The following is a 14,068-nucleotide window of genomic DNA, read 5'->3' on the forward strand; positions in this document are numbered from 1 at the left end:
TGTCGGGGAGGGTCAGTTGGTGGGAGCGGTTCCGGCAGGTCCGCCGGCCGGGGGTGTGCCGCCCATCGGCGGTTGTCCGCCCCCGCCGCCCGCACCGCCGCCGGAAGGCGCTGCGCTCATGGCGGGTTCGGTGGTGGTGTCGATCGCGACTGCCAGCGAGCCGACGTAGCCGCTCGTGGGGTCGCCGGTGAAGGTGCCCATCTCCAGGTCGTAGCCGTCACCGAATACGTTGTCGTTGTCGAGACTGCCGAGCTGGGCCAGGTTGGTCGAAGAGCCCGGATAGGTGTCGAGCTGGTAGATGTCGTTCAGGATCTCCTGGGGGAAGGCAACCTGCGACGTGGCAATTGCGTTCTCCGCGTTGGTTGCCGACGCTGCGTCGGGGTAGACCTCGAAGTGCATGTGCGTCCAGCGGCCGGAGTAGCAGCCGGGCACGATGGTGTCGAAGGTGGCGCTCCCGCTCGCATCGGCCGTCTGCACACCGCGCAGGTACGTCTCGTCCTCGGCACCCTCGGAGTACATCGAGTACTTGCCGTTCGCGTCGCACTGCCACAGGTACACCGCTGCCCCCTCGAAGGGGCGGTTGTCGTTCGCCATGTCGGTGACGGTGAACGTGAACGACAGTGGGACACCGCTGATCGTGGTGCCGCCGTCGAGGCTCGACGTCACGTCGCGACGAACGATTCCCGATTCTTCGAGAACGTTGACGCCGTTGGTGCCGTCGGCGGGATACGGGCCGTTGGTCTCCTGCGGAATCTCGCTCGTGGCCGAGGCGGTGGTCGCCGTCGTCGATGCAGCTGTGGTGGTGGTACTTCCGGCGTTCGACGTGCTCGAGCACGCCGCGAGGGCGAGTGCTCCGGCACCGGCACCGACGATGCTCAGAACGCGTCGGCGGGTCAACAGGGTGGTGATGTCGAACGCGGCACCCTGATCGACCACCTCCTCGTCGGGACGGTCGAGCAGTCGACCTTCGTACGCGGGTCCGTCGGGGGTGTTCGTGGGTTCGGGAATGCGAGGCATCGCGCTCTGTCTCCTTCGATGTGGCACTGGATGTTTCGGTAGTGCCCATACTCTGCGGAGATCCGGGGAGAACCCTGGGCTCCGGCTGGGAGGTTCCTGCGAGGCCGATTTCGCGGTTTAGGCAAGCTAAGGCTAACCTCTAGTCACTACCCCGACATACAGGACTTTTCATGACTCATCGTGTACTGACCAGCCTCGTTGCCGCTGTACTCACCTCGCTCGCTCTGGTGAGCTGCAGCTCGTCCGATGCCTACGACGCTTCCGCCCCCGCCGCGTCGTCCACCGACTCGTTTCCGTTGACCGTGCAGCACATGTACGGCGAGACCACACTCGACGCCGTGCCCGAGCGGATTGCCACGTGGGGCTTCGGCACCACCGACGCCGTGCTCGCACTGGGTGTGGTGCCGGTGGCCATGCCGTCGGCCGAATACGGCGGCGGAGAGGACCTGATCTATCCGTGGATCTCCGACGCCATCGACGCGAGCGGTGGCCCCGCTCCGACGTTGCTGGACAACGTGACCAACGCATTGACGGTCGAGAAGGTGCTCGCCGCCGACCCCGACGTTCTGCTCGCCCCGCATTCGGGTCTGACCCAGGCCGAGTACGACGCGGTGACCGATGCCGGAATCCCCGTCATCGCACCGCCGGAAGAGCTGTGGTCGACGCCGTGGCGCGACGTCATCACCACCACGGGCGACGTGCTGGGCGTGCCGGATCGGGCTCGTGACCTGGTGGCCGATCTGGACAAGCAGGTCACCGACGCAGGCTCGCAACACCCCGAGTTCGAGGGCCGCACAATCGCTTACGTGTCCGAGGCCGCAGATGTCTACTACCTGCTGCTGCCGTCCGACCCGCGGGTGGAGTTGCTCGAGAATCTCGGCTTCACCTCGGACCCGTCGGTGACGGCCCTGGCGAGCGGTGACTCGACGTTCTCGACCACCGTCTCGGCGGAGAACATCTCGAAGATCGACGCCGACGTGGTGTTCACTCAGGTCGATACCGACGCTGCACTGGCCGAATTCACGGGATCACCGGTGACGCGGCAGATCCCGGCCGTCGCCGGGGGAGCAGTGGCAGGATTCGTCGGTCAGGAAGCCGGGGCCGCAGTAGGCCCGACGGCACTGTCGATTCCGTACTTCCTGCCGACCCTCGTCGACGGACTCGCTCGGGCTACCGAGGTAGCCGGGAACTGACGCAGCAGCGATGCGGGTAGGGATTTGCTTTGGCGGCGTGGTGGTTTCTCCAGGGCACCGTCGACTTGATCCTCAAGGGCGTTCTCGGCGAACATGTTTGACGCCGTACAGATTTTCGTCCGCGCGGGCGAGGATGTCCGAGACAGACTCCTGCCGATCCGTGGACTGAGCTGTTCCGACGCTGGCGTAGGGCAACGACTCGGCGGTGATCCGGGCGAACTCGTCGACCACGTCACGGCTGTGCCCTGTCAGGAGCGCCGCGAACTCGTCACCGCCCAGACGTGCGATCACGGCGTCGGAGGGAGCTGCGCGGGTCCAGGACTGCGCCAGATCGATCAGCAATTCGTCACCCGCACGATGTCCGCCCGAATCGTTGACGGCCTTGAAATTGTCCACGTCGACGATCACCACCGCGACCGGGAGCTCCGCAGTCCTGTTGCCTGCCACCTCCGCCGCGGCCATCTCCCATCCCGCCCGGTTGAACACTCCGGTCAGAGGATCGGTGCACGACGCCACGATGAGAGCCTTGGTCACCACACCGAACGCCTCGCCTGCGGCAATCACCGCGACGCCGAAGATCAGGTACGAAATCGGATACATCGGAGCAGGAGAAGCCCACACCGCCGACAGCACACTCACCACGAGCACGCCGACCAGCACTCTGCCGGGTCCGTCCCGATGGAACGCACGGATGTACATCGCCAGAAACATCGCCGCGATCAGACACTGGCTCTGTGCCGCCGCGAGCCGATGGAACGCCATCACCGCGGGTGTCGCCACCATCGCCGCGGCCAGGGCAAGCCGAAGCGCCACCGCGGTACCGGGTCGAACCCACAGCACCACCACGCCGGCCGCTCCCAGGCCGACAGCTACGACACCACCGGTGACATCGGACGTCACCCGGTCCCCGTGAGGCAGCAACGTCAAGATCACCCCTACTGCATAGAGACCGGTTGTGGCCAGCAGAAAGTACATCAACAGCCGCGTCCGTAGACCCGCCGTACCGTGCACCGAACTCGGATGCGGAACGTGAGGGAACGAGGGCATGGCCAATACCCTGCCAGGGCGCACGGCACCTGTCTCGACCACGACCCCGCCGTTCCGTTGCCTGCGATGATTTTCGCAACGGACGAGCTCATCGGCGGCGGTGAATGCCGCCACAGCGTGCCCGCTTTTTCGGCTGATCGTGTTGCTGGTGCAGGAAAAGTACGGGGCAGTCCGGTAACGCCAGCGGGTAGGCGGCGATGATGAGCTGTGTCCCCACGGCGAAACAGGCAGCCGGCGAGCGCGGGGTCGGTGGTGATCGACTCGCGTCGCCGCGTTCTGTCGTCCCTGCTCGCTGTACAGCTGGTGCTCTATTCGGCCGCGTTCATCGCATCCTGGGCCGACACGAACGGTGCCGGGGCCGTGGGTGAGATGTGGGCCGCAGTGGTCGCTGCGGTGGGATTCGTCGCGATCCTGTCTCGTCGACCAGGCCCGGTGCGGCAGGGGATCGCCATTGCCTGTGCGGCATTGGCTCCAGCGCTGACGATGCTGACCCATCAGAATCTCGCTGCCCAGGTGTGGGCGTTGATTCCCGCGATGTTTCTGGCGCTCTACCTGCGCGCGACGTACCCCGTCGTCGTAGCACGGGTCCTGTGCGTGGCGCTGGCCTTGCTGTCGGCCACGGCGCTGCTGCTCGCGCCCGCCCCGGCACCGATGCTGTGGGGCGCGCTCTACGTCGTGTGCATTCTCGCTGCCGCCGAGGTGTTCGGCGCTCTCGGCGCCGCCCTGATCGCCGGCGCTCTCCGTGACCCGCTCACCGGGGTGTTCAACCGCGCCGGTGCCGTCGACGCGGCGACGAATCTTGCTGCCCGAGCGGCTCGTCGATCGGAGAACATCGCCGCGATCGTGTTCGATGTCGACCACTTCAAAGCGGTCAACGACAGGGATGGCCACGCTGCGGGCGACCGCATTCTCATCGGACTCGCCGACACACTGACCGAGAAAGTACCGGCCGGAAGTGTGATCGCCCGGCTCGGCGGCGACGAGTTCATCGTCCTCGTCGCCGGCCTCGACGCGGTGCAGATCGACGCTCTCGCGCAGGAACTCGTCGCCGGGCATGTCGTCTCGGTCACGTACGGCATCGCCGTCGGTTCCCCCGGACCCGACGTACTCGAGGCGCTGACCCAGGTTGCCGACGCCGACATGTACCGCCGAAAGATGCTGCGCCGCAAACACTGACAGTGCTCGATCAGGGCAGGATGGAATCGACGTAACCGCCGTCGACCCGCAGAGCGCCACCGGTGGTGGCCGACGCCTGATCCGAGCTCAAGTAGACGATCATGTTGCCGACTTCCTCGGGCTCGATCAGTCTGCCTATCAACGAGTTCGGGCGATGGTTCTTCATGAACGTCGCCTGAGCCTCGTCCCACGGGAGGTCGTCGCCGACGAGCTCGGCCACGAAATCCTCCACCCCGCCGGTATGGGTGGGGCCGACGATGACGGAATTGACCGTAACTCCGGTCCCGGCCGCAGCTTTGGCGAATCCGCGACTCACGGCCAGCAACGCGGTCTTGGTCATGCCGTAGTGGATCATCTCCTCGGGAATGACCACGGCGGAGTCGCTACAGATGTTCTGCACTCGACCCCAACCGAATTCCATCATCCCGGGCAGGTAGGTGCGGATCAGGCGGACGGCCGAGAGCACGTTGACCTCGAAGTAGCGACGCCATTCGTCGTCGTCGATGTCGAGGGCGGGCTTGGATCCGAAGATGCCGAGGTTGTTGACGAGGATGTCGACCGCGGGGACGCGCGCGGTGAGTTGCTCGACGCCCTCGGCGGTGGCGAGGTCGGCGGCGACGCCGATGACACGCGCGCCCGGAACGGTGTCGAGTATCTGCTGCTCGGCTTTGTCCACGGTGGCCTGCGAACGCCCGTTGATCACCACGCGGGCACCCGACTGTGCAAGCGCTGTAGCGATCGCCGAGCCAATTCCCTGCGTGGAGCCGGACACCAGGGCGGTACGTCCATCGAGATCGATGTGCATGGAGCCTCCTCGTCGTGTTCGTTGTGAGCCTACGCCGTTATAGCGCGTATGCAACTAATTTGGGATTAGCACTCTCGGGCATCGGGTGCCAAAATGGAGAGGCATACTTTCGTGCACCAAACCCCAGCTCAGCGAGCCTGAGGAAGGAGAGAACAGTGACAGTGACATCCCCTGATTTCGACGCTCACGACATGGATGACGTGCCGCCGCGGTGGTGGAATCGACATATTCGCACCCGGACGCAGGTGACCGAGATTGCCGTGATGTTCGGCGCTCTGTCGATTGTGTCGTTCTGGGCCGCCGGCCTCGGCATCGCAGCCGGCCTGATCGCCATCGCGTCTGCGCTGTGGGCGGATCGAAGCCCGGATCTCTCCGGGGCGCGCGCCGAACGCAGCGATACCGCGCTCGCCATCGGCACCGGAGCGGTCGGCGTTCTCATCGGTCTCGGCTTCCTGTTGATGGTGCTGCCGCACTGGTGAGGTAAGGATTCGTGGCGAGAGCCGGTCGACGACGCGTCGGCCGGCTCTCGTCGTCTTCGGCAACATTTCGGTAAGTATCTGCGACGGTCCGTTGCACTAACGGGATTTATATGTGACGCTCTGTAGCGTAAAGATTGTTCGGGACGCAGGCGGAAGGACCACCATGACTGCAGTCGACGACGCACGAACGCACTACCGAGACACCTTGCACTCCTTGTCGACGGCATCGGTGCATCAGCACTTCGACGCTTTCCTCGACATTCCCTGGGACGAGCCCGAATACGCGATCGTTCCCAACGATCCCCGGTGGGTACTCCCGGACGAGGATCCTCTCGGTCACACCGATTGGTACAAGTCGCTTCCCCTGGAGCGGCAGATCCACATCGGCATGTATCGCCAGGCCAGCATGGTCAAGGTAGGCCTGCAGTTCGAGCAGATCCTCATCAGCGGCCTCATGCAGTACGCCCTGACGCTGCCCAACGACTCACCGGAATTCCGGTACTCGACGCACGAGGCCACCGAAGAGTGCCACCACACCCAGATGTTCCAGGAGCTGGTGAACCGCATCGGCATCGACGTGCCGGGTGGACCCGGATGGTTCCGCAAGATCGTGCCGATGCTCACGGTGTTCGCCAGCCGCTCGGCACCGTTCGGATTCTTCGTCGGGGTCCTCGCGGGCGAAGAGCCGATCGACCACATGCAGAAGGGCGTTCTGCGCGGAGGCTCAGTCGGCCACCCGTTGGTCCAGCGCGTCATGCAGATCCACATCGCCGAGGAAGCGCGCCACATCGGCTTCGCGCATCAGTACCTGCGTTACAAGGCACCTCGTCTCGGTCCCTTCGAGAAGGCGTCGATCTCGATCCTGACGCCCGTCATCATGCGGCTGCTGTGCGACGTCATCATGAAGCCGAGCAAGCAGATGCGACGCGAACTCGACATCCCCGACGAGGTAGTGGATGCCGTGTGGTGGAACAGCGAATCGTCACGAAAGGCATTGCGCGACACCTTCGGTGACGTCCGCATGCTCGCCGGTGAACTGGGACTGATGAACCGCGTCTCCAAGCGCGTGTGGCGCGCCCTCGGTATCGACGGACGACCGTCGCGCTACCGCAGTGAGCCCTCGTTCGGCTGAGCTGTCTGGGGGCCGGTGACAGATTCGAGAGGGACTTGGGGTATCGCGATTCCGCGGGATGCCCCAAGTCCTTTGACCTGCAGCCAGATGGTGTCGGCCAGGAACGTCGCGAAATGATCCAGGCCGGTGCGTGATTCGGTTTGCGCGCTCCAGCTGCGCACCGCGCCCATGCATCCGGAGACCAGGCCCGCGACCCACGGCCGCACCAGCGACCAATCCTCCGGCGACAGATCCGCATTCACCAACGCGAGGAACGCCGCGACGCTGACCTCCAGCTGCTCGGCGAGCAGGGCATTGGTCTCCTCGAGCGGACTGGGCGACTCGGCACTGACATCTTGCTCGACGAAACGCGTCCACGCGGGATGCTCGGCGACCCAGCGGACGTAGGTACTCACCACACGATGCACCACATCGCGTGGAGTGCCGGTCAACGCGAACGAGGCGACCAGCGCAGCGCTCAACTGCTTACAGATGGCACGTTGAATCGCGGTGTCGAGATCGGTGCGATCGTTGAAATACCGGTAGAGGCCGGTGCGATGAACGCCCGCCTCGGCCGAGATCTGTGCAGTGGTCAGCCGCTCCCCGGGAGCGATGTCACGGGCCAGTACCGTCATCGCGGCCTCGATGATGTGGCGTCGACGATCGGTGTTGTGCTGTTCCCACCGCCGCTTGCGGCCATCGGCCTTCGGGCGTGCGCCACCGTCACTCATGCTGCATGCTCTCATGTTCCACGGGCTGCTGTGGGCGCGTTGGGGTTCGGAGGTCACTCGTGCGGGGGTTCACCGGTGACCTTGTGGTCGGCAAAATTGAGGCCCTCACGCACCAGCCGAGCGAGGTGCCCGTCGGCCAGGTTGTAGATGACGTTGCGCCCGTCGCGGCGAGTCTCGACCAGACCGGTGAACCGGAGCTTGGCCAGATGTTGGCTGACGGCAGTGCGGGACGTGCCGGTGGCCGCGGTGAGCTCGCTGACGTCGGCGGGGCCGCGATCGAGTAGCCAGAGTATGTGCAGCCGAGTGGGATCGGACAGCATCCGGAACGTGTCGGTTGCCGTCGCCAGTCGCGCGGAGTCGGGTTGTGCCTCGTGATGGAGACTGATGCGCTGCTCCTTCTTCGGTGGCATCGAGGTGTCTCCTTTGCGGATTGTGTCTCCTCATGCGGAGGCGGCGACCGGGATTCGGGAGCGACTCCACAGACGTGCTGCGGACAGTGCCGCAAGTGTAGCCAAGGCCGTGAGCACCGTCGCCGCGGCGAGCAGTCCGAACTGCGCCCCGACCCAACCGGCCAACGGATACGTGAGCAGAAACGCCGCATGGGACAGGGAAAACTGAGCAGCGAAGATCGAGGTTCGGCTGTGTTCGTCCGACTCTCGTCGCAAGATCCTCGCCGACGGCGTGTTGATCAGCGAGGTGCCGATACCCAGGATCGACCATGTGATCGCCAGAGCGGTCCACGCGGTCGGCCCGCCGCCGAGGGTGGCGACGAGTGCTGCGGCTGCGGTGCCGACGACAGTGACGGCGGCACCGGCGAGCATGAGGCGATGGTCGGATATCCGCTCGAGGACTCTCGGAACGAGCAGCGCCGCCGCCATCGACCCCGCACCGAAACAGCCGAGGGCGACGGCCAATTGGGTGCTCGAACCGCCGAACAGATCACGAACGTAGACAACGGTATTGACGAGTACGAGTGCCGTGGCTGCGGCGACCACGATGTTCAGTGCCAGCAGACCCTGGAGTTCCCGCTGCCGGACGAACGTCGCTATGCCGTCGAGTGGTTTCTTGTGTTGTGGTGCAACGTATCTCGGAAGGGCTGTGCCGACCACCATCGCTGCGGAGACGACGAACCCCACCGCCGTCCCGACGAACAGGGTGTGGAAGGTGACGACCGTCAGCAGTGTGGCGGCGATCAGCGGGCTCACCAGGGACTCGAGGTCGTAGGCCAGGCGGGAGAGCGTGAGCGCGCGGGTGTACTGCTGTGCGTCCGGCACGACGGACGGGATGACGGCCTGAAAGGTGGGTGTGAACGTGGCCGACGCCGCCTGCAGCACGAATATCAGGACGTAGACCTGCCACACCTGATCGACGAAGGGCAGCGCCAGCGCGGTGAGCGCTCGGATGGCGTCCGCGATGACGAGGACGAGCTTGCGCGGCACTGAGCCGGTCAGTGACGAAACGACGGGCGCAACAACCACATACGAGATCATCTTGATCGCCAATGCGGTGCCGAGGACGGCTCCGGCGGCGCTGCCGGCGATGTCGTAGGCCAGGAGCCCGAGCGCCACCGTCAACAACCCGGTGCCCACGAGTGCGACCACCTGTGCGGTGAACAGGCGTCGGAAAATGTGATTGTGCCGAAGCATGCGTTCACTGTACATACGCGTGCGCACTTGCGCACTTGTGTGTTTTATTGAAGATGCACCGACGAACGCCCCACGATGGGGCTATTTTCTGTAGCGTTGTCGGTTGTCGGCTCAACGAATATCCAGGGGTGGTCAATGGCCGATCAGCGCACGTATCCAGTGGGGCAACTGGCACGCGCCATCGATCAGCTGCCGTCGATGATCGGCTACTGGGACAGCGCGCAGCGCAACGTCTTCGCCAACAAGGTCTATGCCGACTACTTCGGCATCGAGCCGGCGCGCCTGGTCGGTATGCACATCAGCGAGCTCCTCGGTGAGGGACTGTACGAACTGAACAAGCCCTACATCTCGGGGGCGCTCGCCGGCGAGCAGCAACAGTTCGACCGCACACTCATCGACGTCAACGGCGTCGTACGCGTCACCCAGGCCACCTACGTCCCCGATATCGTCGACGGCGGCGTCGTCGGATTCACGGAAATGGTCGTCGACGTCAGTGCCCGTGCCGAGGCAGAACGCGAACGCGACCGTGCCGTCCGCCTCTTCCAGATCGCGATGGAGTACGCACCCATCGGCAAAGCGCTACTGACAACCGACGGCCGCTGGCTGCAAGTGAACAAAGCGCTGTGCGATCTCCTCGGATACACCTCGGAAGAACTGCTGCAGAAAACTTTTCGAGACCTCACGCATCCCGACGACATCGCGATGGCAGACCACCACCTTGCCGGTTTGGCCGACGGGACGCTCACCAGCGTGGCATCGGAGAAGAGATACATCCGCAAGGACGGAGCCACCATCTGGGTCCAGCGGAACGCCACCGTGGTACGAGACAACGACGACGGCGACATCATCATCGCGCAGATCCAGGACATCACCGCACGCAAAACTGCCGAGGCGACACTGGAACGCCAGCTCCTCGTCGACGACCTCACCGGACTGGCAAATCGCCGACGCCTCATGGCCGAACTCGACGCACTCAAAGAATCCACCGACGGAACCCCCGTCGGAATCCTGTTCGTCGACATCGACTCCTTCAAATCCGTCAACGATCGATACGGCCACGCAGTAGGCGACCGACTGCTCGCCGCCATCGGAGCCCGCATCCGCGCCAACCTCCGCGCCGGAGACATCGCCTGCCGCACCGGAGGCGACGAATTCGTGGCCCTGCTCCACGGAAACCACTCGGCCGACAGCGTCGAACGCCTGGCCGCACGAACACGCCAACTCCTCGCCGGCCCCTACCTCATCGACGGAACCCCGATACCCGCATCGGTCAGCGTCGGATGGAGCTGGGACAAGCCCGTCAGCCCGGAGAAGTTACTGCACATCGCGGACGAACGCATGTACTCGTCGAAACGACGCTGACCCCTGTCAGGACGACAGATCGACGCGAGCGCCGATTCCGGTCGAGAGAGCGCGTTCGATGACCAGTTCTGCGACCGCGAGATCCTCGAGCCCGATACCCGTGGAGTCGAACAGCGTGATGTCGGAGTCGGCCGTGCGCCCGACCTTGCGTCCGGTGATCACGTCACCCAACTCGGTGTGGAAGTCGGATTCCTGCGCGGCACCGTCGGCGATCGCCAGTAGGGCGTCACCCGACTTGGACAGCGCCGTTGCGGTGCTGTCGACCACCACCCGTGAACGCGCGATCGCCGTTCCGTCGACCTCACGCTCGTCGGGGCGCGGCGCTGCACCGACGACGTTCAGATGGGTGCCGTCCACCAGCCAGTCTCCGAACAGCACGGGATCGACCGACGGGGTGAGCGTGCACACGATGTTCGATTGGCGCGCAAGCTGTTCCACGGACACCGCGTGCTCGATCTTCAGGTCCAGGTCGCTCAGAGCGTCTCGAAAACGTTCGACGGTATCGGCTGATCGCGACCAGACGAAGACACCATCGATGCCTCGGACGCTGTGGATGGCGCGGACATGTTCGACGGCGAGGTTTCCCGCGCCGACGATTCCCAGTATCGAACTGTCCATCCGAGCGAGGTGCTGGGTGGCCACCGCACTGGCAGCGGCCGTGCGAATCGCAGTGATTGCACGGCCGTCCAGTACCGCGACACATTCTCCGGTCCGGGTGGACGTCACCAGCATGGTCGAACGCTGCCGAGGCAGAGCGCGGGAACGGTTCCCCGGTAGGTCCGACAACACCTTCACCACCGCGAGTTCGGAGGTGCCGGACTGCGCCACCATCGGAATGACTCGACCGTCCTCGGCAGCCTCCATCGACGACGGTGCCGGATTCTGAGCGATGCCCGCCGACAGGTCGGCCAACGCGCGCTCGACCGCCCCGAACACCGTCGTTCGGTCGAGCAGGGCGCTGATCTCCGAGTGACGCAGTACCAGGGCCATGGTCAGCCGACCGTCGTCAGTTCTGCTGCATCGACGACGCGGGAGGTGACCAGATCTGCGAACGGAGGTGCGGTGTGAACCATGCCCTCCTCCTGGAGGATTCGCATCCAACGATCGCTGGCGTCGGCATCGATACGCACGGTGTCCCACGTCCTGGACTGTTGGATCTTGGTGCACGCAGCAGACAGGGTCGGCAGTGCGATGTTCGGCCAATGCTCGACCAGGAGGGGCTGCAGTTCAGTGACGGGTGTCGCCTTGACGGTCGCCATGGCTGCGTCCAGGCCGGAAGCGAACTTCACCAGACGCTCTTCGAGTTCCTCGAAACGGTCTGTGCGGCAGTAATACACACTGTTCGGGCCGAGCCCGCCCACCTCGGCGTATTCGACGACGATGTGGCCGGTCCCTCGATCCGACATGATCTGCGCAGTCGTGATGTCGAGAATGATCGCGTCGCCGAGCCCGTCCTCGAACAACTCCACGAACATCGGAGTCGACAGATCGCGGAGGAATGTGGTTCGTGAGGAGTCCACGCCACTCTCCCGCATCATGCCTGCGGTGATCGCGTACGGAGCGCTTCCGCCGATACCGGGAGCCAGCACGGTCTTTCCGGTGAGCGCCGACCAGTCGAACGGACCCTGAAGGTTCTCGCGCATGACCAGAGCTTTGGGGAACTGGTGGTTCAACTGCGCGAACACGGTGAGCTGACGCGATGTGCCCCAGTACATTCCGGGCACCCACAACCCGCCGAGGGCGATATCGGCTGCGCCGCTGGCAAGGTCGTCCAGCACGCCGGTCCAGGGGTCGCAGGCCTTGGCGTGGACCTCGAGGCCGTTGTCGGCGAAGAGTCCGGCGTGGTCGGCGTAGTACTCGGGAAGGTAGTTCAGGCCGTGTGCGGTGGCGGAGATGGACAGTGAATCGGTCATGATGTGTCTCTTTCTTTCGTATGAGGCTCTGGATTACGCTGCGACGAGTTCTTTTTCGGTCACCGCCTCGAGCGAGCGTCCGAAGGTCTCGGGGCCGAACTTCGCCGCGACGACGAGCAGGGCGTACATGCCGGCGATCATCAGGAACACTCCGGCCACACCGGCGATGTCGAAGAAGAACAGTGCCGCGAACGGCATCACCGCGCCGGCGACATTGCCGATTCCGTTGACGACCGAGGTGCCCATGCCGCGAATCGAGGTGGGGAACAGCTCCGGCGTCCACACCGAGAGCATGGTGTTGAGCATCATCGTGAAGAACTGGAAGACAGCGCCGAGGACGAGGATGGTCGCAACGTTGTGGGCCAGCGTGGCGAAAGCGATGGCAGAGATGCATCCGAGCACGGCGGCGGTCATCACGGTTGGTCGGCGACGTACCCGGCCGGCCAAATAGCATGCAGCACAGGCACCGAAGAGACTGCCGATGTTCATGATCATCGTGAACAGGAGTGAATCGGTGAGGGAGTAGCCACGGGAGACCAACAGAATGGGCATGAGGAACAGCAACGTGACCTGAGCACCGAACGACATCCACGAGGCAGCGCCGATGGCGGCAGTGCGGCGAAGATTCTGTCCTTTGAACACCTCTGCGTACGACGTCTTGCCGGTGGCGGGAAGGACATCCGCTGCGGTGACGAATTGCTTTGTCGGGCCCGGGTTTCGGAGGCCGGAGATCGATCCGCTGGCGAGTCGGGTGAGGCTGCGGTTCGCGTCGTCGATTCGGCCCTTGGACATGAGGAATCGTGGCGACTCCGGGAGATACCGCCGGAAGAACACCACGAGTACCGCAGGCACCGCCAGGATGACGTAGGTCCAGCGCCACGACGTGTCGTCGCCGCCGAGAACTCCACCGAGAGGGCCGAGTACGAGCATGAAGAAGCCGAACGACGCGATATTGCCGATGCCGCCGGACGAGATGTTGAGTGTGGCCAGCAGTGAACCGCGGTGCCTGGTTGCGACGAGTTCGGCGAGAATGGCCAAGCCGACGGTGAATTCGCCACCGAGGCCGATACCGACGATAAAGCGGCTCGCGAGCAACGTCTCGTAGCTCACCGCGGCAGCGCTGATGAGACCGCCGAGCGTGTACACGAGTAGGTTGAGGCTCAACGCCATTCGGCGACCCCAGCGGTCTGCGATGTATCCACCGATGAGGCGACCGACCAGTCCGCCGATCACGGTGGCGGTGTTGATGAGGGTCAATTGTGCATTGCCGATTCCGAGTGATTCCTTGATGAGCGGGCCCATCGCTCCGGTCGAGTTCTGCTCGAGGCTGTCGAAGAACAGTCCGGCCATCAGCAGCAGGATCACCGCACCTTGGACTCGAGTGAAACCGATGCGATCGAGCGCATTGGTCAGCCCTGACGCAGGGGCAGGCGGCTGTGTGTCGGTCGGCTGGGAAGTGGTCGGATGAGGGTCGGTCGGATGGACGGATTCCGAGGTAGAGGCAGACATGGTGTGCTCCAGCGGGCTGGCAGGCACCGGCAACGGGTGTTTTCCGGTGAGTCGCCTCCGGTGACACTCTGAAACGACT

The 14,068-nt window shown here is 64.5% G+C and carries 14 protein-coding genes; 5 read left to right on the top strand and 9 right to left on the bottom strand.

The annotated features are described in order from the left end of the window. Positions 1-12 precede the first annotated feature (12 nt). Positions 13-1,017, bottom strand: coding sequence for a dioxygenase family protein (locus tag CH278_RS06135; RefSeq protein ID WP_094621441.1), 1,005 nt, complete (start codon positions 1,015-1,017; stop codon positions 13-15). Positions 1,018-1,187: 170 nt separating this feature from the next. Here CH278_RS06135 and CH278_RS06140 point away from each other — a divergent pair, with 170 nt between their 5' ends. Further along, entirely contained in the window at positions 1,188-2,210 is a 1,023-nt protein-coding gene (locus CH278_RS06140) for an ABC transporter substrate-binding protein (RefSeq protein ID WP_094621442.1), read from the top strand. A gap of 72 nt (positions 2,211-2,282) precedes the next feature. Here the strand turns inward: CH278_RS06140 and CH278_RS06145 are convergent, their stop codons facing one another. Further along, on the bottom strand, positions 2,283-3,257 hold the full coding sequence (locus CH278_RS06145; protein ID WP_094714669.1) for a GGDEF domain-containing protein: 975 nt from the start codon (positions 3,255-3,257) through the stop codon (positions 2,283-2,285). A 252-nt stretch (positions 3,258-3,509) separates the two neighbouring features. On the opposite strand from CH278_RS06145, the gene CH278_RS06150 reads away from it, so the two are divergent. Then, complete coding sequence (locus CH278_RS06150; protein ID WP_094621444.1) at positions 3,510-4,433, top strand: GGDEF domain-containing protein; 924 nt, start codon at positions 3,510-3,512, stop codon at positions 4,431-4,433. A 10-nt stretch (positions 4,434-4,443) separates the two neighbouring features. On the opposite strand, the gene CH278_RS06155 is transcribed toward CH278_RS06150, so the two are convergent. Beyond that, positions 4,444-5,238: an SDR family NAD(P)-dependent oxidoreductase gene (locus tag CH278_RS06155; protein WP_094621445.1), complete on the bottom strand. Its 795-nt coding sequence runs from the start codon at positions 5,236-5,238 to the stop codon at positions 4,444-4,446. A gap of 155 nt (positions 5,239-5,393) precedes the next feature. On the opposite strand from CH278_RS06155, the gene CH278_RS06160 reads away from it, so the two are divergent. Further along, positions 5,394-5,717 (top strand): hypothetical protein, encoded by a 324-nt coding sequence (locus CH278_RS06160; protein ID WP_141215110.1) that lies wholly within the window; start codon positions 5,394-5,396, stop codon positions 5,715-5,717. A 163-nt stretch (positions 5,718-5,880) separates the two neighbouring features. Further along, on the top strand, positions 5,881-6,849 hold the full coding sequence (locus tag CH278_RS06165) for an AurF N-oxygenase family protein (RefSeq protein WP_094621446.1): 969 nt from the start codon (positions 5,881-5,883) through the stop codon (positions 6,847-6,849). On the opposite strand, the gene CH278_RS06170 is transcribed toward CH278_RS06165, so the two are convergent. From CH278_RS06170 to CH278_RS06180, 3 genes are read right to left on the bottom strand one after another with little or no spacing between them, the layout of a single operon-like run. Further along, the gene (locus tag CH278_RS06170) at positions 6,822-7,559 is read right to left on the bottom strand and encodes a TetR/AcrR family transcriptional regulator (RefSeq protein WP_052057102.1); all 738 of its coding nucleotides are present in this window, start codon (positions 7,557-7,559) and stop codon (positions 6,822-6,824) included. The genes CH278_RS06165 and CH278_RS06170 overlap by 28 nt on opposite strands. A 53-nt stretch (positions 7,560-7,612) precedes the next feature. Next, on the bottom strand, positions 7,613-7,969 hold the full coding sequence (locus CH278_RS06175; protein ID WP_032366952.1) for an ArsR/SmtB family transcription factor: 357 nt from the start codon (positions 7,967-7,969) through the stop codon (positions 7,613-7,615). 30 nt (positions 7,970-7,999) lie between these two features. Continuing rightward, positions 8,000-9,205, bottom strand: coding sequence for an MFS transporter (locus CH278_RS06180; protein WP_094621683.1), 1,206 nt, complete (start codon positions 9,203-9,205; stop codon positions 8,000-8,002). 135 nt (positions 9,206-9,340) lie between these two features. Here CH278_RS06180 and CH278_RS06185 point away from each other — a divergent pair, with 135 nt between their 5' ends. Then, positions 9,341-10,567, top strand: a complete 1,227-nt coding sequence (locus tag CH278_RS06185; RefSeq protein ID WP_179274465.1) for a GGDEF domain-containing protein — start codon at positions 9,341-9,343, stop codon at positions 10,565-10,567. A 6-nt stretch (positions 10,568-10,573) separates the two neighbouring features. Here the strand turns inward: CH278_RS06185 and CH278_RS06190 are convergent, their stop codons facing one another. The 3 genes from CH278_RS06190 to CH278_RS06200 are packed head-to-tail and all read right to left on the bottom strand — an operon-like array spanning position 10,574 to position 13,989. Further along, positions 10,574-11,557, bottom strand: a complete 984-nt coding sequence (locus CH278_RS06190; protein ID WP_094621449.1) for an ornithine cyclodeaminase family protein — start codon at positions 11,555-11,557, stop codon at positions 10,574-10,576. 2 nt (positions 11,558-11,559) lie between these two features. Then, the gene (locus tag CH278_RS06195; RefSeq protein ID WP_094621450.1) at positions 11,560-12,480 is read right to left on the bottom strand and encodes an ABC transporter substrate-binding protein; all 921 of its coding nucleotides are present in this window, start codon (positions 12,478-12,480) and stop codon (positions 11,560-11,562) included. A 33-nt stretch (positions 12,481-12,513) separates the two neighbouring features. After that, on the bottom strand, positions 12,514-13,989 hold the full coding sequence (locus CH278_RS06200; RefSeq protein WP_256991870.1) for an MFS transporter: 1,476 nt from the start codon (positions 13,987-13,989) through the stop codon (positions 12,514-12,516). Between the last annotated feature and the right edge of the window lie 79 nt (positions 13,990-14,068).

The sequence above is a fragment of the Rhodococcus sp. 05-2254-5 genome, from assembly GCF_002258575.1.
GTDB classification, from domain to species: Bacteria; Actinomycetota; Actinomycetes; order Mycobacteriales; family Mycobacteriaceae; genus Rhodococcoides; species Rhodococcoides fascians.

Coding starts and splice junctions, on each gene's coding strand:
- CH278_RS06135 (WP_094621441.1), bottom strand. CDS start 1,017: ATGCCTCGCATTCCCGAACCCACGAACACCCCCGACGGACCCGCGTAC.
- CH278_RS06140 (WP_094621442.1), top strand. CDS start 1,188: ATGACTCATCGTGTACTGACCAGCCTCGTTGCCGCTGTACTCACCTCG.
- CH278_RS06145 (WP_094714669.1), bottom strand. CDS start 3,257: ATGCCCTCGTTCCCTCACGTTCCGCATCCGAGTTCGGTGCACGGTACG.
- CH278_RS06155 (WP_094621445.1), bottom strand. CDS start 5,238: ATGCACATCGATCTCGATGGACGTACCGCCCTGGTGTCCGGCTCCACG.
- CH278_RS06165 (WP_094621446.1), top strand. CDS start 5,881: ATGACTGCAGTCGACGACGCACGAACGCACTACCGAGACACCTTGCAC.
- CH278_RS06170 (WP_052057102.1), bottom strand. CDS start 7,559: ATGAGTGACGGTGGCGCACGCCCGAAGGCCGATGGCCGCAAGCGGCGG.
- CH278_RS06175 (WP_032366952.1), bottom strand. CDS start 7,969: ATGCCACCGAAGAAGGAGCAGCGCATCAGTCTCCATCACGAGGCACAA.
- CH278_RS06180 (WP_094621683.1), bottom strand. CDS start 9,205: ATGCTTCGGCACAATCACATTTTCCGACGCCTGTTCACCGCACAGGTG.
- CH278_RS06185 (WP_179274465.1), top strand. CDS start 9,341: ATGGCCGATCAGCGCACGTATCCAGTGGGGCAACTGGCACGCGCCATC.
- CH278_RS06190 (WP_094621449.1), bottom strand. CDS start 11,557: ATGGCCCTGGTACTGCGTCACTCGGAGATCAGCGCCCTGCTCGACCGA.
- CH278_RS06195 (WP_094621450.1), bottom strand. CDS start 12,480: ATGACCGATTCACTGTCCATCTCCGCCACCGCACACGGCCTGAACTAC.
- CH278_RS06200 (WP_256991870.1), bottom strand. CDS start 13,989: ATGTCTGCCTCTACCTCGGAATCCGTCCATCCGACCGACCCTCATCCG.